This is a genomic window from Pseudovibrio sp. WM33 (genome assembly GCF_001623165.1).
Lineage (GTDB): Bacteria > Pseudomonadota > Alphaproteobacteria > Rhizobiales > Stappiaceae > Pseudovibrio.
This window is the reverse complement of the sequence record NZ_LMCK01000023.1, coordinates 1-20,193: the sequence shown is the minus strand read 5'-3', so window position 1 is coordinate 20,193 and position 20,193 is coordinate 1. Positions and strand designations below refer to the sequence as shown.

At 50.6% G+C, this 20,193-nt stretch carries 22 protein-coding genes and 1 pseudogene; 9 read left to right on the top strand and 14 right to left on the bottom strand.

The annotated features are described in order from the left end of the window. Positions 1-42: 42 nt before the first annotated feature. The 3 genes from PsWM33_RS06085 to PsWM33_RS06075 all read right to left on the bottom strand — a co-directional run bounded on the left by PsWM33_RS06085 (position 43) and on the right by PsWM33_RS06075 (position 2,219). Positions 43-723 carry a DnaA ATPase domain-containing protein gene (locus PsWM33_RS06085; RefSeq protein WP_057465335.1) on the bottom strand — a complete coding sequence of 227 codons (681 nt, stop codon included), beginning with the start codon at positions 721-723 and terminating at the stop codon, positions 43-45. Then, on the bottom strand, positions 720-1,811 hold the full coding sequence (locus PsWM33_RS06080; RefSeq protein WP_057465336.1) for an AI-2E family transporter: 1,092 nt from the start codon (positions 1,809-1,811) through the stop codon (positions 720-722). Before PsWM33_RS06080 ends, PsWM33_RS06085 begins: the two co-directional genes overlap by 4 nt. An 84-nt stretch (positions 1,812-1,895) precedes the next feature. Then, positions 1,896-2,219 carry a hypothetical protein gene (locus tag PsWM33_RS06075; protein WP_153039902.1) on the bottom strand — a complete coding sequence of 108 codons (324 nt, stop codon included), beginning with the start codon at positions 2,217-2,219 and terminating at the stop codon, positions 1,896-1,898. On the opposite strand from PsWM33_RS06075, the gene purM reads away from it, so the two are divergent. The 3 genes from purM to PsWM33_RS06060 all read left to right on the top strand — a co-directional run bounded on the left by purM (position 2,218) and on the right by PsWM33_RS06060 (position 5,390). Next, positions 2,218-3,303: a phosphoribosylformylglycinamidine cyclo-ligase gene (gene purM, locus PsWM33_RS06070; protein WP_063299564.1), complete on the top strand. Its 1,086-nt coding sequence runs from the start codon at positions 2,218-2,220 to the stop codon at positions 3,301-3,303. The genes PsWM33_RS06075 and purM overlap by 2 nt on opposite strands. Further along, a complete protein-coding gene (gene purN / locus PsWM33_RS06065) occupies positions 3,300-3,953 on the top strand; it encodes a phosphoribosylglycinamide formyltransferase (RefSeq protein ID WP_063299563.1) in 654 nt (217 codons plus the stop codon). Before purM ends, purN begins: the two co-directional genes overlap by 4 nt. A 570-nt stretch (positions 3,954-4,523) precedes the next feature. Then, positions 4,524-5,390, top strand: coding sequence for a hypothetical protein (locus tag PsWM33_RS06060; RefSeq protein WP_063299562.1), 867 nt, complete (start codon positions 4,524-4,526; stop codon positions 5,388-5,390). A gap of 137 nt (positions 5,391-5,527) precedes the next feature. On the opposite strand, the gene PsWM33_RS06055 is transcribed toward PsWM33_RS06060, so the two are convergent. After that, positions 5,528-7,621, bottom strand: coding sequence for a molybdopterin-containing oxidoreductase family protein (locus tag PsWM33_RS06055; RefSeq protein ID WP_063299561.1), 2,094 nt, complete (start codon positions 7,619-7,621; stop codon positions 5,528-5,530). A gap of 224 nt (positions 7,622-7,845) precedes the next feature. Between PsWM33_RS06055 and PsWM33_RS06050 the strand changes: the two genes are divergently transcribed. Continuing rightward, positions 7,846-8,463: an HAD family hydrolase gene (locus PsWM33_RS06050; protein ID WP_063299560.1), complete on the top strand. Its 618-nt coding sequence runs from the start codon at positions 7,846-7,848 to the stop codon at positions 8,461-8,463. 18 nt (positions 8,464-8,481) lie between these two features. Here the strand turns inward: PsWM33_RS06050 and PsWM33_RS06045 are convergent, their stop codons facing one another. The 3 genes from PsWM33_RS06045 to PsWM33_RS06035 form a co-directional block, all read right to left on the bottom strand. Further along, positions 8,482-9,045, bottom strand: coding sequence for a TetR/AcrR family transcriptional regulator (locus tag PsWM33_RS06045; RefSeq protein ID WP_057465341.1), 564 nt, complete (start codon positions 9,043-9,045; stop codon positions 8,482-8,484). Positions 9,046-9,267: 222 nt separating this feature from the next. Further along, a complete protein-coding gene (locus tag PsWM33_RS06040) occupies positions 9,268-9,810 on the bottom strand; it encodes a TetR/AcrR family transcriptional regulator (RefSeq protein ID WP_063288464.1) in 543 nt (180 codons plus the stop codon). Positions 9,811-10,038: 228 nt separating this feature from the next. Further along, positions 10,039-10,575, bottom strand: coding sequence for a TetR/AcrR family transcriptional regulator (locus PsWM33_RS06035; protein ID WP_244276656.1), 537 nt, complete (start codon positions 10,573-10,575; stop codon positions 10,039-10,041). Here PsWM33_RS06035 and PsWM33_RS28325 point away from each other — a divergent pair. Continuing rightward, a complete protein-coding gene (locus PsWM33_RS28325) occupies positions 10,531-10,803 on the top strand; it encodes a hypothetical protein (RefSeq protein WP_244276657.1) in 273 nt (90 codons plus the stop codon). The genes PsWM33_RS06035 and PsWM33_RS28325 overlap by 45 nt on opposite strands. 116 nt (positions 10,804-10,919) lie before the next feature. Here the strand turns inward: PsWM33_RS28325 and PsWM33_RS06030 are convergent, their stop codons facing one another. From PsWM33_RS06030 to PsWM33_RS06010, 5 genes and pseudogenes are all read right to left on the bottom strand, one after another. Next, positions 10,920-11,513 carry a TetR/AcrR family transcriptional regulator gene (locus tag PsWM33_RS06030; protein WP_244272075.1) on the bottom strand — a complete coding sequence of 198 codons (594 nt, stop codon included), beginning with the start codon at positions 11,511-11,513 and terminating at the stop codon, positions 10,920-10,922. A gap of 232 nt (positions 11,514-11,745) precedes the next feature. Further along, the gene (locus PsWM33_RS06025) at positions 11,746-12,360 is read right to left on the bottom strand and encodes a TetR/AcrR family transcriptional regulator (protein WP_063299559.1); all 615 of its coding nucleotides are present in this window, start codon (positions 12,358-12,360) and stop codon (positions 11,746-11,748) included. A 238-nt stretch (positions 12,361-12,598) separates the two neighbouring features. Next, positions 12,599-13,210, bottom strand: coding sequence for a TetR/AcrR family transcriptional regulator (locus PsWM33_RS06020; protein ID WP_063299558.1), 612 nt, complete (start codon positions 13,208-13,210; stop codon positions 12,599-12,601). Positions 13,211-13,594: 384 nt separating this feature from the next. Continuing rightward, positions 13,595-14,029, bottom strand: a pseudogene (gene tnpA / locus PsWM33_RS06015) (IS200/IS605 family transposase). Between the two features lie 176 nt (positions 14,030-14,205). Beyond that, positions 14,206-16,191, bottom strand: coding sequence for an inositol phosphate phosphatase SopB (locus tag PsWM33_RS06010; protein WP_063299557.1), 1,986 nt, complete (start codon positions 16,189-16,191; stop codon positions 14,206-14,208). A 162-nt stretch (positions 16,192-16,353) separates the two neighbouring features. On the opposite strand from PsWM33_RS06010, the gene PsWM33_RS06005 reads away from it, so the two are divergent. Next, complete coding sequence (locus tag PsWM33_RS06005; protein ID WP_063299556.1) at positions 16,354-16,791, top strand: hypothetical protein; 438 nt, start codon at positions 16,354-16,356, stop codon at positions 16,789-16,791. A 104-nt stretch (positions 16,792-16,895) separates the two neighbouring features. Here the strand turns inward: PsWM33_RS06005 and PsWM33_RS06000 are convergent, their stop codons facing one another. Both PsWM33_RS06000 and ndk read right to left on the bottom strand, forming a co-directional pair. Further along, positions 16,896-17,369: a GlcG/HbpS family heme-binding protein gene (locus PsWM33_RS06000; RefSeq protein WP_063299555.1), complete on the bottom strand. Its 474-nt coding sequence runs from the start codon at positions 17,367-17,369 to the stop codon at positions 16,896-16,898. Between the two features lie 221 nt (positions 17,370-17,590). After that, positions 17,591-18,013: a nucleoside-diphosphate kinase gene (gene ndk, locus PsWM33_RS05995; RefSeq protein ID WP_057465350.1), complete on the bottom strand. Its 423-nt coding sequence runs from the start codon at positions 18,011-18,013 to the stop codon at positions 17,591-17,593. 493 nt (positions 18,014-18,506) lie between these two features. On the opposite strand from ndk, the gene PsWM33_RS05990 reads away from it, so the two are divergent. The 3 genes from PsWM33_RS05990 to PsWM33_RS05980 all read left to right on the top strand — a co-directional run bounded on the left by PsWM33_RS05990 (position 18,507) and on the right by PsWM33_RS05980 (position 20,174). Continuing rightward, a complete protein-coding gene (locus PsWM33_RS05990; RefSeq protein WP_057465351.1) occupies positions 18,507-19,040 on the top strand; it encodes a DinB family protein in 534 nt (177 codons plus the stop codon). A gap of 106 nt (positions 19,041-19,146) precedes the next feature. Beyond that, the gene (locus PsWM33_RS05985) at positions 19,147-19,584 is read left to right on the top strand and encodes a DUF1801 domain-containing protein (RefSeq protein ID WP_063299554.1); all 438 of its coding nucleotides are present in this window, start codon (positions 19,147-19,149) and stop codon (positions 19,582-19,584) included. 140 nt (positions 19,585-19,724) lie between these two features. Next, entirely contained in the window at positions 19,725-20,174 is a 450-nt protein-coding gene (locus tag PsWM33_RS05980; RefSeq protein WP_063299553.1) for a hypothetical protein, read from the top strand. Positions 20,175-20,193 lie beyond the last annotated feature (19 nt).

Sequence of the window (20,193 nt, the reverse complement as noted above, 5' to 3'; positions counted from 1 at the left end):
GCCGATAACCGGCAACCACTTCTCGGAGATACGCCCTGGTTCCTACTCGCCCATGCTCTCCAGAATTTTGGAGGCCATGACGCGGGAGATCTTTCGACCCTTCGCCAATGCATGTCTGTCCAGCATGTCTACAACGTTGCGTGCTGCATCCAGTGACCGTTCAATTCTTATCACGAGGTAATCTATCACACTGGAGTCAACAGTTACCTGACGATCTGAAAAATGTTTGGTCATGACCATTGCGAGCAGCATGTCGTCTGGCTCTTCCACCTGCACCGGGGTCGCCGCCCGAAAACGGGACGCCAGATCCTTGGTTTTAAGGTCAAACGTGTTTGGCCACTCGCGGGTGGTCATCAACATGTTGCCACCGGACAGGCGTACTGCGTTGAACAGATGGAACAAAGATGCTTCATCAAAACCTGCATGCAGGTCTTCAACCGCGACCGGGCCGGCTTCTGCCAATGCCGTCAGGTCAAGAAATTCCAGTTCATCCCCGCCCACGATCTGAGCTCCGCTGAGCTCCTGCCATGCGTTGACCAGATGTGTTTTACCCGATCCGATCGGCCCTTGCAGGGTTACGATCGGAGATGGCCACTCCGGCCAATTGGTAATCAGATTGAATGCAGCCTGATTTGACGTTGAAACCAGATAATCATCAACCCCCAAAGCCTCCTCATGGGGCAAGACCAAAGGCAATTGTTGTGGCCCTGTCGATCCTGTCATTCCAGTCCTTCCGTCTTATTGGTATTTTTGTAGTGGCCTGCATATAGCGAACTTGCAAGATATTGCCTGAGAGCAAATCTTGCTAGTACCCCAACCACTGCTGCAGCTGGAATTGCTATCAACATCCCCACAAATCCCATTAAAGAACCAAAAGCGAACAGTGCAAACATGAGCCAGACAGGGTGAAGACCGACACTTCCACCTAAAAGTTTGGGTTGAAGGACGTTTCCCTCCAGGAACTGACCAACAACAAACACGCCCAGCACCGCTCCGATCATGAAATAATCAGGCCAGAACTGGACCAAAGCAACACCAATTGACAGACCAAAGCCGACAATCGCGCCGACATAAGGAATGAAACTGATCAAGCCAGCTGTGAGACCGATCAACAGGCCAAATTTCAGGCCAACAAGTAACAGAGCGACAGCGTAGAAGGTGCCCAATATCAGGCACATCATCACCTGCCCGCGAACGAACCCGGCGACTACTGAATCCATATCACTTGCCAGTGCGCGGATGGTTTGCTGGTAGTCACGTGGCAGCCAGCTGTCGATGCGTTCGATCATGTTGTCCCAGTCGAGCAAGAGATAGAACGCGACAACTGGTGTCACCACAGCAAGACCGATGATAGAAATAAGTGCTTGCCCGCCGCTCCAGATGGACGACAGCAGCCCGCCAACGAAGTTTGCGGCCTGCCCGACGAAGGCACCCCAGTCGATTTTGTTGGTTTGGCCTGACAGGTTTGCAAGTCTGTCCATTTGTGGCCCAAGGCTTTCGCGCAGCAAATTTTCAAGATTTCCGGCCAGTTCAGGCAGGTAGTCCAGAAACGCGATCAGCTGTTTGCCGAGAATTGGCAGAAGGATCAGCAGTGCTGCAGTGAAAACGATCAGGAATATCAGCAGGATCGTAACAGTTGCCCAGATACGCCCGAACCCGTGGGTTTCCAGATAATCCGCAATTGGATCGAGAAGATAGGCCAAGGCCATACCTGCGACAAACGGTAGAAGGATGCTTTGAAACACCGACAAGAACAGGATGAAGGCTATAAAAGCCAGCAACCAGAAGAATAACCGTTTGTTTGTACTCATAAACTATCTCCAGGTGGAGGCATGGAGCCCATCAGCTTGCCTGTTATCCGGCAGCGCGGTCGCTCACAGAGGCATCTTTAAAATTTAAGATGGTTGTAGTTTCCATAGGTTGATTACGTCAAGTCGCAGCATCAGGTTTGCCAGAGTAGCTACTCCACCTTTTCGCCCGCTTAATTTCGGAGCATCTTTGAGAGGGGTGAAAAACTTTCCCCTAAATGAAGAGTTTTTCAAAGCTCCATTAATTTGCAAAAGCTTAGCTGGTTCTGCACAGATCTGCGTTTTTCTGAGATACCAGCGTGGTTTCCTTCCCCTTTCGGCCTTGCAATTCCCTACAGTTTTGTTTTTATGCCGCCAAATTACATAGGCGGTCATGCCGCTATACTCTTGATGATGCGGAGCAGTATCCATGAGCCAGGACCAGAACGGTAATAACGGCCTTACCTATTCACAAGCGGGGGTCGATATCGACGCCGGGAACGCACTGGTCAAACGGATCAGCCCACTGGTTAAAGCAACGCGTCGCCCGGGTGCTGACAGTGACATTGGCGGCTTTGGCGGTCTTTTTGATCTGAAAGGCGCCGGGTTTAAAGACCCTGTTCTTGTGGCGGCCAATGATGGCGTGGGCACCAAGCTTAAGATTGCGATTGACACCAACGTGCATAGCGGTGTGGGGATAGATCTGGTTGCCATGTGTGTGAACGACCTTGTGGTGCAAGGTGCTGAGCCGCTGTTCTTCCTTGATTATTTTGCCACTGGTGCGCTGGACGTGGACATGGCGACCGATGTTGTGGCGGGGATTGCAGAGGGCTGTAAAATCTCCGGCGCTGCGCTGATCGGCGGTGAAACGGCTGAAATGCCGGGCATGTATGCGGCTGGTGATTATGATCTGGCTGGATTTTCCGTTGGCGCGGCTGAGCGCGGAACGCTGCTGCCGTCCAAGGATATTGGCGAAGGCGACGTTTTGCTTGGTCTGGCTTCCTCCGGTGTGCATTCCAACGGCTTCTCTCTGGTTCGCAAGATCGTTGAAGTTTCCGGCCTGACATGGGCTGACAAAGCTCCATTTGATGCAGACAAAACGCTTGGCGAAGCGCTGATGGAGCCAACCCGCATTTATGTGAAGCCGTTGCTGGCCGCGATAAAAGAAACCAATGGCATCAAAGCCTTGGCTCACATCACTGGTGGTGGTCTTCCTGAAAACCTGCCGCGTGTTCTGCCTGACGAGCTTGCTGCACGGATTGATCTTTCTGCTATTTCCTCTCCTGCTGTGTTTGGCTGGCTCTCAAAAGCTGGCGGCATTGAACAGTTTGAAATGCTGCGCACCTTCAACTGCGGTGTTGGCATGGTGGTCGCGGTTGCGGCAGACAAAGCCGATGCTGTTCGCGACGTGCTTGAGCGTGAAGGCGAAACTGTTGTGACGCTTGGCAAACTGGAAGCTGCGCAGGATGGAGCTGAGCAGGTTGTGTTTGACGGCTCGCTGGGTTTTGCGAAATGAGCACGCAGCCTAAAAAACGCGTAGGTGTTTTGATTTCAGGGCGAGGCTCCAACATGCTGTCTCTTATTGAGGCAGCAAAAGCCCCTGATTATCCAGCGGAAATCGTTGTGGTGGGGTCCAACCGACCTGACGCAAAGGGGCTGGAGCGCGCTGCTGACGAAGGTTTTGCCACCTTTGCGTTGGATCACAAGCTTTATGGCAAGGACCGTGAGGCATTTGAGCGTGATCTGAATGCGATGCTTGAACAGCACAACATAGATCTGCTTGTTCTGGCTGGCTTTTTACGTTTGCTAACACCGTGGTTCGTAAGCCAGTGGCAAGGCCGGATGATCAACATCCACCCTGCTCTCTTACCAAGCTTTCCGGGTCTGCATACGCATGAGCGAGCGTTGAAGGAAGGCGTTCGCATTCATGGGGCGACTGTGCATTTTGTAACAGCGGAAATGGATGTGGGTCCGATCATCGCGCAGGGAGCTGTCCCCGTTCTGGACGGGGATAACCCGGATGATCTGGCAGCGCGTGTGCTGGCGGTTGAGCATGAGATCTATCCGAAGGCCTTGGAGGCTGTGGCCAGTGGCAGAGCTTCCGTTGATGGCTTTCGCGTGAAGATTGAAGGCGCCAAGCAGGACAATAAAAGCCTTATTTGTTAATGAGATAAGGCTCTTAGATAGAGACACAAAAAAGGCCGCAGACGCTTCTGTCTCCGGCCTTTTTTTCGTTTGCGTTACTATGTGCGTTCAATTGCGCGATTTGCGTTTTTTCTGCGTTGAAAGCGAAATCTGCAAACTTGCGCTCAAAGGCATCGAGTTTAACCACAAACTTGGATCATCTACATGCATCATGCACAAATCAACCTACAGAGATCATACCAAGCAGGATTTTAATCGGCAACATTTCAGGCGTCACAGCCCAAAGTAGTCTTTCAGAAACTAACACTTGCTTCAATTGTAGCAATGAACGCTTGGGAAATGTGATCCTTCAGACTGGAAATGATCATTCACTTGCTTGAATAGACGCAAGACAGATGACGCCTCGAGTTGTATTGGACGAGAATGAGAAGGTATAATTAGCAGATAATAACGTATCTTTGGTAGCTTCGATATGCCGAACAGCTGTGTAGTTACAGAGGATAGTTGTTTGCAGTCAAAATGCATTTTAATAAGGTGTGTTACAGTGCATATTTTTCATTTAAGCACAAATTTCACGGGAAGATCTGAGCGTTGGCGAAGGCAATTGATTTATACAAATATCGATACGTTCAAATGGGAGAACTGCACCTACCGAATAGAGTTGCTTTTGAAAAACTTAGCTGGAGCATTCGACCTATCGGTTCAATGGAAAGCACGGACCCCGAATTTGGGAAATATGGCCTTAAAGCGCAAAGCCTTATTCCTGAGACACGAGCTATTGATAAAGAATTTGTCACATTTCCTCGCAGGGTGGGAAGCTGCGTACTGCTCGAATATTCTGGTAAGTACTTCGCCGCATTTACTCGACACCAATACTCCCAACTAAGCAACGACTTAGACTTAAGTCAATCAATCAATAATTTATGTATTTATGTAGATTACGAAGGAGGCACAACAAACATCCCGATCTGCGACTTACTACTACCTACTCATAAAACAGAAGATGATCTTAATGACATTGCCATAGCGGTAGTTCATCCCCATTTCCATTCACACAAACATCAATCATATTTCTTCCCCGTAGCGGAAAAGAGGAAGCTCCCAATGGGAACCCTAGGAATTGCTGTTGGATATAGATATGACGCACCATTCGATACAACAAAATACTCACTGTCACTCCATGATGTCACCGCGTTTCCAGGCGAAATTGTTGCATACTCAGATAATCAAAGAAGCATGTTGGGCACATTCAAGTACGAACACGACGGTAATCCGCTTGACGGTATGAGTGGTGGTGGTGTCTTTACATCAGAGCTAGGCAAAGACTCTCTCATTCTCTCGTTCGCAGGATTGATTGTCCGCGGTGGAAATGGTTGGATCTATTTCCTTAGTAATGAACGCATTGTTGGCATACTTGATGATTACGTGAAAGGTAAGCCTGTCTACGGTGACATTTAAGTGCTTGTCATATCTAACATTAGGTACTTACTAACCGCATTCGCGAGCGTTACCTTTGTCCGCAGGTAGGCCGCTAACGCAGGCGCGACTTCATTACTCACCACACCACCACAGATAGGACCGACCTTTGCGCGTTCTTACGCCTTTCTTAGAGCAACGTGGATGTCGTGGAAGGCAGCGCCGCCGAACGGAGCTGTCTGGTCGGCACTGGTGAGGGTGTTGATGCCGTTTCCACCTTCGTGCGCTGCGTTGGGCCAGATGCCTTCTGCGATGAGCGTACCCTTTTGAGGTCGATCACCCACGGAGGCGTGCAGAATGACTTCGCCGCGGTGATTGGAGAGGATGATCTTGTCGCCCTCCTCCACGCCCAGCGCGGCAGCGTCGTCAGCGTGCAGCATGGCTGTTGGACGGCCTTCCTTCTTCACAGAGCTTGGGGTCTCGTTGAACGTGGAGTTCAGGAACGAGCGTGAGGGAGATGTGGCGAGGCGGAACGGGTAGTCCCTGGTCGGCAACTCATTGATGTCCCAATGATCCGGCAAGGCTGGCATTTGCTGCCATGGGCCCATTGGTCCGTTGTTTGGTGCAGGCACCTTCGCCCAGTCCGGCTTGAAGCGGAACTTGCCGTCCTCATAGCCAAAGCCGTTTATGTAGTGGGCCTCATTGAAGTCGGGCTGACAGTCGAGCCAGCGGTTTTCTTCCAGCTCTTTAAGGCCACCCGGATACTTGGAGTTCTTGAGCATCCAGTCGATGTGCTCGCGGGAGCTCATCTTGTGCGCTTCGTGATCTTCACCGCCGAGGCGTTCAATGAGTTCGTTCAGCACATAAAGGTTTGGTTTGGCTTCGCCTCGGGCGTCAACAAGTTTCGGACCGAACAGGAGGTTCTGGTGTCCGCCGCCTTTGTAGATGTCGTCATGTTCCAGAAACTGGGTTGCAGGCAGGACGATATCAGCCATGAGCGCCGTTTCAGTCATGAACTGCTCGTGGACCACGGTGAACAGGTCTTCGCGAGCAAAGCCTTCTTTCACGAGGGTCTGCTCAGGAGCCACAGACACCGGATTGGTGTTCTGGATCAACATGGCGGTGACTGGAGGGCCATCCATGAGTGCTTCACTGTCGCCGGTAAGCACGCGACCAACCTGAGACATGTCGAGTTTGCGGATGGAGCTGTCGTGGAGCGAGTGGGCTTCGACCATGGCCATGTTAAGGCCGTAGATGGCGCCGTTGTTATGAAACGCGCCGCCGCCCTCATATTGGTAGTGACCACCAACAACCGCGATGCAGCTGGCGGCATGCATGGAAACCACGCCGTTGCGTTGGCGGGTGAAACCGTAGCCGAGACGAAAATATGTTTTCTTGGTCTGACCGACCAGTTTGGCCAGTTCTTCGATCTGCTCTGCGGAAAGACCTGTGATCTCGCTGGCCCATTGCGGACTACGTATCTTCAGATGTTCTTCCAACTCGGCAGGTGCGTCGGCGTACTTTTCCATGTAAGCGCGGTCGGCATAGCCGTCGCGGAACAGGACGTGCATGACAGCGCAAGCGAGTGCGGCGTCGGAACCCGGTTTCAGGACAAGGCCGATGTCTGCCTGTTTCATGGTCTCGGTCTTATAGACGTCGATGACAACGATCTTGGCTTTACGGGTCTTGCGGGCTTTAATGGCATGGGTCATGACGTTGACCTGTGTCGCCACCGGATTGGTGCCCCAGATCACCACAGCATCGGCAAGAGCCATTTCACGCGGGTCCGGCCCAGCGAGCTTGCCGGTGCCTGCGATATATCCTGTCCACGCCATATTGGTACAGAAGGTCTGGTACATGCCGGAGTAGCTTTTGGCGTTGCGCAGGCGGTTGATGCTGTCGCGCTGAACAAGACCCATGGTGCCCGCGAAGAAATATGGCCACACGGTTTGCGGGCCGTGCTTTTTTTCAGCCTCTAAGAACTTTGCGGAAACTTCCTGTAGCGCCTCTTCCCAGCTGATCTCCTCGAACTGGCCGGAGCCTTTGGGGCCTGTGCGGCGCAGTGGCTTGGTCAGACGGTCCGGATGATGGAGACGTTCGGAATAGCGGGCGACTTTGGCGCAGATGACGCCAGCGGTGTAATCGTTGTCACGCGTACCATGAATACGGCCTACACGCCCATCTGCATGTACTTCGACCTCGATTGCACAGGTGGATGGGCAATCGTGAGGACATGCGGAGGCAAACCTTTGTGGCTTTTCGGGCTTAGACATGCGTGGCGTACTCAATAAATTCTGGCGTTCTAGACTTGTTCTCGTTGCACAGACAGATCGCGGGTAACGCTCAAATTGTCAAGAAAGCGCGGGCAAAAAATTCTTGAATTGACGATTTCGTGAGGCTCCGCACGCTCTTTGCCGCGCCCCTCTGTTTCCTAATGCTTGCAAGAGGTGCTGTTTCTAGTCTTTCATAGGGTATGGTTTGAAGTTTGAGGCAGTCCATGTTGCAGGATATCGACGTTATTGCGTGGGATTTTGACGGGGTTCTCAATCGTAACATTATCAATGACCGCTTTATCTGGGTGCAGCAGTTTGAAGAGGATCTCGGCATCTCATGGCACACCTTTGCTCAGGAGATGTTTACGGATGACTTCAACGAGGTTCTGGTTGGGCATGAGGATCTCAGAGACCGTCTCTCCCGTTGGGCGGATAAGACCGGCTATCCCGGCGACCTTGATCATTTCCTGCTGTACTGGTTTGAAAAGGACGCCCACCCGGACTTTGATCTGCTGGCCTTAATGCGCAAGCTTACCAAGACCCATGTCCGCCAGGTGATTGCGACCAACAACGGGGCGCGGCGTACGCGCTACATCGAAGAACAGATGGGTTACAAGGATCGTGTGGAGACGGTGTTTGCCTCCGGGCGTATGGGGGTGGCCAAGCCCAGCGCCGAGTTTTTCATGCATGTTACCAAGGCCCTTAAGGTTCCTGCCAACCGGATGCTTTTGATTGATGACCGGGAAGAGAACATTATGTCCGCGTTGGACATGGGGTGGCGGGCGCTGCATTTTACTCCCAACACCCGCGAGCAGATCATCAAGGTGCTTGGGTCGTTTTAGTGCGTGTGGGTGGGTCTCTTACTTCCTCACCGCTTCCCATGCCATCTTCACCAGAAACTGCCTGTCTTTATCACAGACAACCCGCTCTGTGCTTAACAGCGTGTAGGCCGGGCCTACGATGAGTGCGGAGGCAACGGACCACGGGATAGGTTTCACAGCTCCCAGCACTTGCCAGGTGGCATAGAGCGCCTCTCCCTGCAAATGAACGTTCTCCATCTGTTGTTTGATGGTTTCGAACTCATCTTCCGTCTGGGCTTTGACCTTCAGCTCCTCAAAGAGACGAAACAGATCAGGATTGGCACTGCCCCACCGCAGCAAGCCATTGACGGAGGCTTTGATGGTGTCTTCAGCGCTGGCGGTTTGAGGCGTGTTGCGCGTCTCTCTGGTCCAACCGGCGACGGCCTGATCCCATAGCGCGACGGCGATATCCGGTTTTCCCTTGAAGAAGTGATAGATGCTGCCAGTCGTCGCTCCGCTTTTGTTGCGGATTTGTGCAATCGAGGTGCTTGTGTAGCCCTGTTTTAAAAACAGCTCCAGCGCAGCATCCAGTATGGATTGATATCTGTTGTTTTCATTGGCCACTAGAACACCATTCCAACCCTGACGAGAGTACCGCTCTATCTCAAGTTAGAACGCCATTCTAATATATGAGAGCAGTGTCAGGTCTGCAAAGAAGAACCGTGGCAGTGCAAAGAGACCTTTAAAAGCAATGGAAGGATTTGAACCTGATACGTCGTGTTTTTGAGTTTACAGGTCTTGCGTGTCTTCACCTGAGAAGCAGTCATCATGCTGCGGAGAAACGCCTCAGAAATTGATGCCTTTTTTCAAATGATTGGCCAGCACTTCCAGGCTTAGATTTGCCATTTTGTAAAGGTCTTCATGGGACATGCCGTGCTGTACCATGATGGAAAGGCCCTCAAAGATCGTTGCGTAGAACTTGGCCAGTGATGTGGCTTCGTCATCAGTTTGAAGCTCGCCTTTGCACTGGGTGAATTTGTAGATGAAGTGCTCCATGCCTTCGAGCTTCATCTTGCGCAACTCCTCCGACAATTCCGGGTCCAGCTCTGCGATGTCCATGAGGGTATGGAACCGCATGGCAGTGCCAGCATCATATTGCTCTCGGGAGAGTTCAATAAACTCGTAAAGCACAGCTTCAACTGCCGGGTACAGTTCTGAGTGGAGCGCGAGCACAGACCGGAGCTGCCGATAGAATTTGGAGAAATACCAGTGCATGGCAGCTGCACAAAACTGCTCTTTGGTGGCAAAATGCTTCTCGATAAAGTCTCTTGAGCTTCCGCTTGCAACAGCAAGGTCTTCCAATGTGGAATGCTGGAACCCTTGCAGCATAAAAACCTTCACGCAGGAATCTAAGGCGGTTTCGAGTTCAGGTGACAATTCACCATCGCGTATGGGATCTAATGAGGACATGGCGTCAGTATACGTTTTGGGTGGGGGGCAGCAATCTCGTTTTCCAGCTATGGGAAATGAGTACAGAAGAGGTCTCTCCCGTCTTGGTGGATTTCTTTCATCTTCTGTAAAGAGCTAAGGCAATGGGCAGTGAGAAGGCAGTGGCACTCACTTTGATTTCTTCTTGGAGCCCTTCTTTTTCTTGGGCTGGCCGGTCTTCATATGCGCTTCCAGAACGCCGAGGCTCGCAACCGCAACCTTGTACATCAGATCACACGGGGTTCCGTATTTGATCAGCTCATAAAGGCCTTCAATCACTGTCAGGAAGTAGTGTGCCAACACCTCGATGTCGGCGTCGTCCTTGAGCTCCAGCTTGCACTGCTTGAACTTGTCGAGAACCTGATGTTCCCAATCATTCTGCAGTTCCTCGAAGGAGTTTTTGACGAACTCATCAACGTTGGAAATGTCAATGAACGTGCGGACAAATAACCCTTTGTTGGCATGGACCTGATCGCAGCTGATTTCGATGAAGGCAAACAGCACCGCTTCCATGGCCGAATAGATATCCTGGTGCATGGCCATTTCTGCGCGCATGTGGCGGCTGTACTTGATGTAGTACCAGCGCATGGCTGCAGCTGCGAGTTCCTGCTTGGACGTGAAGTGTTCCTTCACACAGTCTCCCGAGCATCCGGCGGCTTTACCTATATCATCCAGAGTGCAGGTTTCGTAGCCCTTGAGGAGAAAGACTTTGACACACTGGTCGAAGAGCCTTTCGATTTTGGGAGTTACGTTTCCGGCCTCTATCATATCGCACGGTCTCATGGCCGCGAGTATATGGTGTCGGTGTGTCTCCTCAACGCTGTTTTAGTCACATGGAAAACAACAGTGCAAAGACATAGGGCTTACTGCGCCTATAACTTTCACCTTCTGTAAAGGATTTGAAACGACCGCGATCGGGTGACCTTTTGATGTGTCCTTACACGCCTCAAATTCATATGTTCACCCTATGTTCCAAATCTCATATCGACAGAGAACATAAAGATAACCTTTTAATTGATACGGTAGGAATCCAGGACTTTCATGCTCATATCAACCACGCGATAGAGCTGTTCTTTTTTGGCGCCATCCTTACATTGACTGGCCAGTCCCTGCAGGGTTGCGGCATAAAAGCGGGCGAGTGTTTCGATATCAGTACCGGTCTTGAGACTTTCTTTGCAATCGGTGAGTTTTCGCGTAATCGCGCCCACCATGGTATTGCGCAGATCGGTGATCTCTCTGGTCAGAATACTGTCCTGGGTGGAGATCTCCAGTAAGCCAGATGACAGAAGGCATCCGTCTGACTCTGTTTTATCGCAGAGCACATCGACGCATTCGTAAAGGGCGACACGAATGGCATCACAGCAGTTGGAATGCATGGCAAAACCAGAAAGCAGCCTGCGGCCATAGTTTTGCAGGTACCACCTTGTGGCTGCTGCATAGAGTTCTTCCTTATTGGAAAAGGCCCCTTCTACAAATTCATGAGGAACGCCCATGGCGTCCACGACATCATCTAGGGAAGTGGCATCATAGCCGCGCTTCCAAAACATTTTGACCGAGGCTTCCAACATGGCCTCTATGTCCGGAGATATTGTTTCCACGTGCATTTCATCCTTTATAGGCATAAGTACATATTACGCGGCCATGGATAAAGAACAACTGATTATTAATGCTAGGAAAATTACGATTAAGGCCTGATAGACAAGATCCGGACAAATTGAGTATTTCGCCTTTTCGCAGCCCTGCTTAGCGCCGGTTTTGAGCGTTTATTTCACAAAAAAAGCGGACTGACACTGAGGGTCACCAGTCCGCCTTTAGTGGTCTTTTTGCTCACACGACTTAATGTATGACAGGCTGGTTCTCCAATCTTTCAAGGCTGGCATCAGCGAGATTATATAGGTTGGTGCGATCTACCCCATCACAGGCCTGCTTGATGAGGATGATCATTACCTCGGTATAGAACTCAGCCAACTCGTTGGGGTTGAAGCCGGAGGTGAAGCGTTTTTTGCAGTTCTCCAACTTTTGATAGATGCGTCCATGCACCTGCTCTTTCAGGTGGGCAATTTCTCTGACAATGACGCCGTCGGTATCAGAAATCTCCATAAGCTCAACCGAGAGCAAACTGCCATGAGGGCAGTCATTCTCGCAAAACAATCCAATGCATTCGTAAAGGGCAATGCGGATGGCTTCGACAGGGTTGGAATGCATAGCGAAACCGGAGAGGAGCTGTCTTCCGTACTGATCCAGATACCACATCACTGCAGTGCGATAGAGGTGTTCTTTACTCTCAAAGTTCTCATTGAGGAAATGATAGGAAACACCGGACTGCCGGCACACATCATCAATAGACGTGCGATGGACACCGAGGCGCCAGAATACTTTGAGGGATGCTTTAAGTGCTTCCTGCATTGACTGCGGGAACGTCTCGGTGAAGTTAATGGTATCACTATCCATCGTCAGCCTCCCTTGGTGTTGGGCAACCCATACCAAAAGCATAGGTGACGGGAGGCTTGGAACAACAAACTCAAGAGTGCATGGAAAACACCCTTAACAGTATCATTCGCGGTACTCTGATATATTATGTAAATGACATTCTTTAGTTTGCGTAATATTGCAAAATAAAAATGGCGTGATTGCGTAATTTTATTAGCACCTCACGCCTGATACCGCAATTTTTACGCCTCTTCCTTTATCAGAAACGGCGAGATGCCTGTAATACGCTCAAACTGTGTTCTGCGATTTTATGCAGCTCTGTCGGGCAGTTAACGTCTCTTGCCTGGACAGCCATACCTTGAATTGTGGCACCAAAGAAGCTGGCAAGGGCTGGAAGGTCAGTTCCTTCGACGAACTGGGTTTCACGGGCTTTAAACTTATCTGCGATGATCTTGATGGTTTGCTGGCGCAAATCAGCCAATTTACGTGCCAATGCGCCTTGAGCATTAGAACTTTCGACCAATCCGGTGGCGATCATACAACCAGAAGGATGGTCTCCACCGACGAAAACCTCCACACATTCATAAAGAACGGTCCGGATCGCTTCATAAACACAGGAATGCAGAGCAAGGCCAGACAGCATTTGCCAACCATAGCTTGCCGAATACCTGTCGATTGCAGCCAGGTACAGTTCCTCTTTGGAGGAATACGCTGCATACAAACTTGGTGGTGTAATACCCATGGCAGTGACTAGCTCATTTATCGAAGTCGCTTCATAGCCCTGTTGCCAGAACAGGACACTTGCGATCTCCAGTATTTTATCTTTATCCAACCGACGGGGTCGACCGCGGGGGGCTTTTTCCATTTCCATAGTGGTCACTATATATATTGATTTAATTTTTAATCAATCATGGTTTTACCAAGGGTATTCCTTGGGTTTCTGGCATTATATTACCTCCTTCACCCACACATTACTGATGCATATCAAACTGTTATGCAAAAACCCGTAGCCAATTTCTCAGTGCTTTAGCACCTTTCACTCCGGCTAAGGTATAATGACAGATTGTCGCAGCCCCTTGCGATCTGCCTGCATGTTCCCAAACAACACTGGGAACGTTAGGCCCAGCGAGATAGCTTCCAACTCCTGCTATGAGGCCGGATAATCTCCTGCTTACCCCACAAAGTCAAAGACCTCCACCAGAGGTGGAGGTTTGAAACGCTTCGCTTGAACCACTAGAAGTGGTTTTGTGAACGCTCAATAACTAAGTTTAAACAGGTCGTTGTAGTCACTCGCCTTATCCTTCTTCTCTTGATTTTGGATATAGCGTCTAACGACCTGTTCTTGATAGCCCGTGGTTGAGACAAAGTATCCCCGCGCCCAAAAATGATAACCTTTGTAGCGTCGTTTCCTAGTATATTTATTGGCAACATAAAGCTAAGTCTTACCCTTCAAGAAGCCAACAATGTGAGAGACAGAGTATTTGGGTGGGATCCAGATTAGCATATGCACATGGTCCGGCATGAGCTCTCCCTCTTCAATTCGACATCCCTTTTGCAAAGCTAGTGTAACAAAACGATCTTTCAGTTCGCGTCGCAACTCACCATAAAGACGCTTTGTCCGGTACTTACTCGTAAAGACAACGTGATATTTACAGTCCCAGCTACTGTGGTTAAGGTGATCAGTATCCATAAAAAACCTCCCTGCTCCATTGTGGAAAGACCACGCCAATGGCCTAAGCAGGGAGGTCTCTTACTGAAAATGTAGAACTCTTCCAGTCCTCCACCGGAGGTGGAGGTTTATTTTGCTTACAAAAAAGAGCGGCACTCAGGCCGCTCTCTTAGTGATGCTTTGCTTTGTGGCGGTGGTTACGCCTTTACGGCAGCAGACAAGCCCAGCAGGCTTTTGGAGTCCAGTACGTTGTCCAGGTTTGCCTGAACTTTGAACATTCCGCCTTCACCAACTTTATAGCCAGCGACCCCGGTACATGCTTTTTGTACCGTCTTACCGCCCATCACTTCGGAGGACAGGCTCATCAGAGCATTTTGCGCTTCTGTGCGCTGGCCATAGATCTGTGGCACAAGAGACTTCTCATTTTCTGCACGACCTGCATTCAGGCTTTCTACTTCCATGAGGCGTGCTTTGACCGCTGCATCCAGATAACCTGTACGATCCTTACCGGACATGCAGTTGATTGCAGGAACGGCTCCGGTTTCATTGGCGATCAGGTTCACCAGCACAGCGACACCGTAGGCATTGCCTGCGGAGCGACGCTGTTTGCCGTCATTGATCGCCTCATGCAGCTGGGTGCTATAGCTTTCAAGACGGGCAACTTTACCTGGATCGTTGGCCTCTACAGCATCGGTTTTGGCTTGCTCCACCATTTCGTCCAGTTGACCGATTAATGGCTCATTGTGGTTATCAGCCCATTTCCAGCCGGTAAGACGATCCCCCAAATGTTTGCCGATGGACCCAGAGAACAATCCCAGTTTCGCAAAACCGTTGACCCCCATGCTGAATGGCAGCACTTCGACCTTTACATTGACTTCCGTCACGCCCTCACCAGGCAAGTCAACCTTAATGGTCTGCTCGACCTGTGCGCGGCCCCATGCTTCTTGCTGGCCAGTCTCATAGGTTTTTGCTTTGGCCGCAGCGGTCAACAGAGAGGTTGAGACGATTTTCAGCGGGAATGGTTCTCCGGGGTGTTCAGTACGCCATTTGACGATCTCAGAGGTCTTCGTGGACGCCGCTGCTGTCACCACTTCTCGGGTTCTGTTGTCCGCTCCAGTTTTGGCCAAGTCAGCATCATGCTTAACGCCAAATGGGAAATTCACTCCGTGACGGACGGCAGCATAAGACGTGGTCTCGCCTTTCAGCTCACTGACCCAGAGGTTGACGGCGTGATCTGTTTCAGAGGTCGCGGTGGAGCTGATGCCATTTACATTACTGGTCTGATACCCATCCTTCAACGCATTCAGTTTTGCTGCAGGTGTGGTGGTGGCTATGAAGCTGCTGTTTGCCACGCTGTCTATATCTGCAGCGCCCAGCTCTACCTGGGTTTCATGATTGAGTGTGACGGTCTCTGTCGTGGTCTGCCAGTTGGCCTCAGTCTTGTTCAGGCTCTGAGTTATGTGAGCGGACATGTGCTTCTGAATATCGCTTTTCAGCGCTTTGACCTCACTCTTGGAGAGCGTCGTCCCTTCGGTAGAAGCAGCCAGCTTATAAGCTGAGATGACTTCCTTCTGGATATCCTTGTTCAAGGCCTTGGATGCTTTCGAAATCCCTTTGATATCATCGGGTTGTTCTGCAATCTTTGCATCCAACCGATTGAACGCCGCCTTGATGCCCACTTCTGCTTTGATCTCGAAGACATCACTGTTTCCGCGAACCCCAGCACTCAGCAATTCTGCAACAGCATACTTTGCGGCTGGTCTTACATGGGTTTCGGCCCGTTCCTTGATGTTTTCAACGGATGTAGCAAGGCTCTTGTTGTTTTCGGTAAACTGAGCCGTTTTTGCGTTCACCAACTGCTTGGTGGCACCCGTTGCAGCCGGAGCGGTTTCCGCTTGGGATGCACGAGAACTGCCCGTGAAGAACGCCTTGATCCGGGTTAGGACGCTCTCGGTCTCTCTGCCCTCTGCCGGGGTGTTTACACGTACTGCCAAGCTGTGGTGGGGAGCGCCTGAGAGTTTTTCTCTGACATATGCAACAATTTTATACAGGCCACCATCATGGCTCCGCACTTCAGTCGATTTTACGGCTGTGTTTTCAGCAGCATTGGTATTTGCCTGATTTACAGATGTAGTTTCAATAGGTTGGACAGTTATCGATGCCGCGACCGTCGAGATTCCCATGCCTAGTTCCCTTAGTTTTGTCTTTTAGCGGCGCGTTGAGCGCGTTCTTGAGACAAAGCATATGGAAAGCTGAGGGGCGTGATGTGCCCTTTGGCACGCCTATGGGTTGATTGTCTCTGTTAGACAGAGTTCAAATCAAACATCCCGTTTAAAGGAGCACCCGTGTCGAACTTTCAAACAGCCGCTAATGAATTCCTGGAAAGCATTGATTTAAGCCCGATGCTGGAGGATGACCTCGACGGCGAACTCGTGCTTGAAATTAATCAGAATTTTTCTCTGGTATTCGGCTTTGATCAGACTACCGAAACGTGCGTGCTCCGCATTCTCTTCAATGACTTGCCAACTGATACACGCGTTCTCACAGAACTGCTGCAAAACAGCAATACGTTGGATGTGGCGGGTTATAATCTGACCTTTGGCCTTGAGGTTGCCCATTCCTCAGCCTATGGCGAAATCCGCATTCCAGACAGCGACATTGACGTTACGCATCTGCGGCAGGTTTTCCCGGTCTTCCTTCAGGTTTCTGAGTGGTACGCAGAAGTTAAAGTCGGTGCGGCCCCTGAATTGTCGAGCCAGAACCACCCGCAAATGTGGATGTAACTCCTGAGACTGGCCTCGTGCCTTTGAGACAGAGATAGCGCAAAAACAAAGCCAGCTCCGCACAAACGGAACTGGCTTTGTTAAACTCACTCGGTTTGCTGAGATCAGCGCATGGCTTCTACAGCTGCCTTTGCGCAGGCTGCATCATTTTCCATGGAGCTGCCTGCAACGCCGATTGCACCCACCAGAGCGCTTTCACCTACGATGATCGGCAGACCGCCGGCAATGCCTAAAATGCCCGGGAACTGTTTGAAGACCGGTGCCTTCTCCAGAACCTCGTTCACCTGCTCTGTTGGCATGCCCCAGGACAAAGATGTGTTTGCCTTGAGCATTGCGCCTTTGTAGCTGGCAGGCAGAGCCTCATCCATGCGTGCAGACGCCACAACATCCTCACCCCGATCCAGAATAACGATGGACATGTTCCAACCGTTATCCTTCGCCAGAGCCACACAGGCGCTTACGCCTTTGCCTGCTGCATCAAGGCTCAAATAAGGACGAGTATGGTCCTGAGCGGTTGCCGCGCTTGCCGCCAGTGCCAGAGATGCCCCTAAGAGAAGCGATTTTGCATTAATATTCATGAATTTATCTCGCGTTCCGTTTCCCCACGTGCGCGCGGACTTAATTTTAAAATTGTGTCTGAAGCAAGGGCGCCCAGCGCAAACCTGAGTTTATCCAGTAACTTTTATGAGCCGCCTGCCGATATGATAGAATTTTTGACAAGAAAAGACCCGCCTGACGCAATCAAGCATCAAGCGGGCCTTTTTTGAATTCAGCAGACAGCTGAAATCGCTGAGCTAAATTAGCCTACGACTTCGGTGCCGGAGAACCAGTAAGCGATTTCTTCAGCAGCTGTTTCAGGAGCGTCAGAACCGTGTACGGAGTTTTCGCCGATGGACAGAGCGAATTCCTTACGGATGGTGCCTTCAGCAGCATCTGCAGGGTTGGTAGCGCCCATGACTTCACGGTTTTTCGCGATTGCGTTTTCGCCTTCCAGAACCTGAACGATGGTTGGAGCGGAAGACATGAATTCTGTCAGTTCACCAAAGAAAGGACGCTCTTTGTGTACTGCATAGAAACCTTCTGCTTCACGCAGGGACATCCAAACGCGCTTGGATGCAACAACGCGGAGGCCAGCTTCTTCGAGCTTAGCGGTGATAGCACCGGTCAGATTGCGTTTGGTTGCGTCCGGCTTGATCATGGAAAACGTGCGTTCAATCGCCATCGTTATTACCTGCAGTTTGTCACGAGCTTCCGAAGGGCAGCTCTCATTAAAAATCTTTTCCCTGTAGCGCCTTAACAAAGCGCCACAAAGGTTCGCGCGAGATATACTTAAACTCTCCCTTAAAAAGCAAGAGGGTATATCCGTATTCCCACGTTGTCCTGCGTGAAAACTGCAGAAAACAGGCGATTATGCCTCATTGATGACGGTTGTAATGCTGTTATCAGCCCTGCTCCGAGGCACCCCTCCCGCCTCTTCCGTATGGCCCCCTTTGATTTTAAGGGGAGGTTTTCCCAAGGACGCAATGTCGCGAATGCAGGCTTTTGGCGAAAAGGGTTGAGGTTCCAACAGGTTCTGGCGCTGCATGGACAACTACGTCTTTCGGGTTGCGACTACACGTCTCCCCCTACGGCTGGTTTTGTTTGAGATGGGTCAATTTATAGAGGTTCAAAGGCGTGCATTGTTCTTGCAACAGACATAGCAAGAGGACACCCCTATGAAAGCAGCATTTGTAATGTATGCCTCCTATAACAAGTGGGCTAACGATCTATTGCTTCAGGAATGCGACCAGATCACTGCGGAAGAGTACCACCGTGATCTTGGCGTTTATTTCAATTCCATTCATGGCACCATGGATCACCAGTATGTGGCAGATAAGGTCTGGCTCTATCGCTTTACCGGCCAGGGCGACCCGATTGACAGCCTTGACGAACAGTTGACTGGTGACCTTGCAACCTTGCAGGAAAAGCGCCGTCTGTTGGACGACCGTATCTGCTCGGTGATTGATCAGATGCAGGAGAAAGATTTCCTACGCACCATGATCTATCGCACTGTGCGCAAGCCACTGGTGATGCAGCAGCCCCTTGGCGCTGCGCTGTTCCACTTCTTCAACCATCAGACCCACCACCGCGGACAGGTGCATGCCATGCTGACCCAGCTGGGCCGGACGCCTGCGGCGCTGGACATGATCTACTTCCAGCGTGAGACCGGTCAATGGATGGCAAAAGAAGAGGACATGATTACCGCCTGACGAAAGGCAACTGATTTCGCCTGATAATCGGGCGTGTGCTCTTGTTTCTCCCTGAAGAGGTCAATTATGATCTGGCATTGATCATGATCTTTTCAGGGATGCATTTATGGAGCGTGTTACAAAGCCCGGCAAACAGTCCGCTCAGGCGCCTTTGCCTGATGACGTTGCGGCGGTGTTTGCCGCTTACCCTGAGGATAAACGCGTCCACCTGCTGGACCTGCGTTCGCTTATTCTGGACTGCGCCCAGCGCTTATATGGCCCTTCCTCTTTGACAGAGACCCTGAAGTGGGGCGAGCCTTCCTATCGCCCTTTGCCAAAGCATGGCGGCACCACGGTGCGCCTTCACTGGAAACCCAAGTTTGGCAATCGGGTCGGGCTGTTCGTTCATTGCCAGACAACGCTCATTGCAGACATGCGCACCCTTTATGGCGATGTGCTCTCGTTTGAGGGAAACCGGTGTTTGTGGGTGCCTTCCGATGGCGATTATCCGCGTGATGCGGTTGAGCATTTTGTGGCTGAGGCGTTCAGGTGTGGGAAGAGGTAGACATTAATCTCTTCAGACCTAAAGGGAAGCGCTTATTTCATTGATTGAAGTCAGGCGATTACATTAAAGTAGAAGGAATGAATCTGATTTAATTCAAATGGGCTAGGTATATTGAAGAGCGATTTTTCATCTTTTGACTGGTGGTAAATTTTTTTGCTGTTTTTTTCGCGGTGTTTGCGCTCGCCTTCATTGCTTCGTCAGTTTACGGCGCTCTGTCGGTATTCGGAGTGCTAAGAGGTGCTGATACAGTCATTTCTTTGACTAATGACTTTTGGATAGGTTCATTTGGCATTTTAGCAACGCTTATCGTTGCAGTAATCACTGCGTTTTCTGTGTCAGCAATAAAACAACAAACTGCCACAGCCCAAGAGCAAGCCGAGTACGAACGTCACAGACGAGCGGAAATGTATCGTGCTCGCCTGCCTTTTGATCTAGTCAACATTGGCAAGTTTATTGATCTTCTCGCATATAACTATGACAAAATATTCATCGAAATAAAACGTAGAGAAGAAACAAGTGGACCTGATATTTCAATCGAAGAAATAAATGATCTTGGCTTTAAAAATGTTGAAGTGAGCCTCCCCCTTTGAAGTGGTCCACGCCTATAGT

Coding starts and splice junctions, on each gene's coding strand:
- PsWM33_RS06030 (WP_244272075.1), bottom strand. CDS start 11,513: ATGCACGTGGAAACAATATCTCCGGACATAGAGGCCATGTTGGAAGCC.
- PsWM33_RS06075 (WP_153039902.1), bottom strand. CDS start 2,219: ATGGATACTGCTCCGCATCATCAAGAGTATAGCGGCATGACCGCCTAT.
- purN (WP_063299563.1), top strand. CDS start 3,300: ATGAGCACGCAGCCTAAAAAACGCGTAGGTGTTTTGATTTCAGGGCGA.
- PsWM33_RS06010 (WP_063299557.1), bottom strand. CDS start 16,191: ATGGGAATCTCGACGGTCGCGGCATCGATAACTGTCCAACCTATTGAA.
- PsWM33_RS06025 (WP_063299559.1), bottom strand. CDS start 12,360: ATGGATAGTGATACCATTAACTTCACCGAGACGTTCCCGCAGTCAATG.
- PsWM33_RS06055 (WP_063299561.1), bottom strand. CDS start 7,621: ATGTCTAAGCCCGAAAAGCCACAAAGGTTTGCCTCCGCATGTCCTCAC.
- purM (WP_063299564.1), top strand. CDS start 2,218: ATGAGCCAGGACCAGAACGGTAATAACGGCCTTACCTATTCACAAGCG.
- PsWM33_RS06040 (WP_063288464.1), bottom strand. CDS start 9,810: ATGCTGCAAGGGTTCCAGCATTCCACATTGGAAGACCTTGCTGTTGCA.
- PsWM33_RS06085 (WP_057465335.1), bottom strand. CDS start 723: ATGACAGGATCGACAGGGCCACAACAATTGCCTTTGGTCTTGCCCCAT.
- PsWM33_RS06080 (WP_057465336.1), bottom strand. CDS start 1,811: ATGAGTACAAACAAACGGTTATTCTTCTGGTTGCTGGCTTTTATAGCC.
- PsWM33_RS05990 (WP_057465351.1), top strand. CDS start 18,507: ATGAAAGCAGCATTTGTAATGTATGCCTCCTATAACAAGTGGGCTAAC.
- PsWM33_RS05985 (WP_063299554.1), top strand. CDS start 19,147: ATGGAGCGTGTTACAAAGCCCGGCAAACAGTCCGCTCAGGCGCCTTTG.
- ndk (WP_057465350.1), bottom strand. CDS start 18,013: ATGGCGATTGAACGCACGTTTTCCATGATCAAGCCGGACGCAACCAAA.
- PsWM33_RS06050 (WP_063299560.1), top strand. CDS start 7,846: ATGTTGCAGGATATCGACGTTATTGCGTGGGATTTTGACGGGGTTCTC.
- PsWM33_RS06020 (WP_063299558.1), bottom strand. CDS start 13,210: ATGGAAATGGAAAAAGCCCCCCGCGGTCGACCCCGTCGGTTGGATAAA.
- PsWM33_RS06000 (WP_063299555.1), bottom strand. CDS start 17,369: ATGAATATTAATGCAAAATCGCTTCTCTTAGGGGCATCTCTGGCACTG.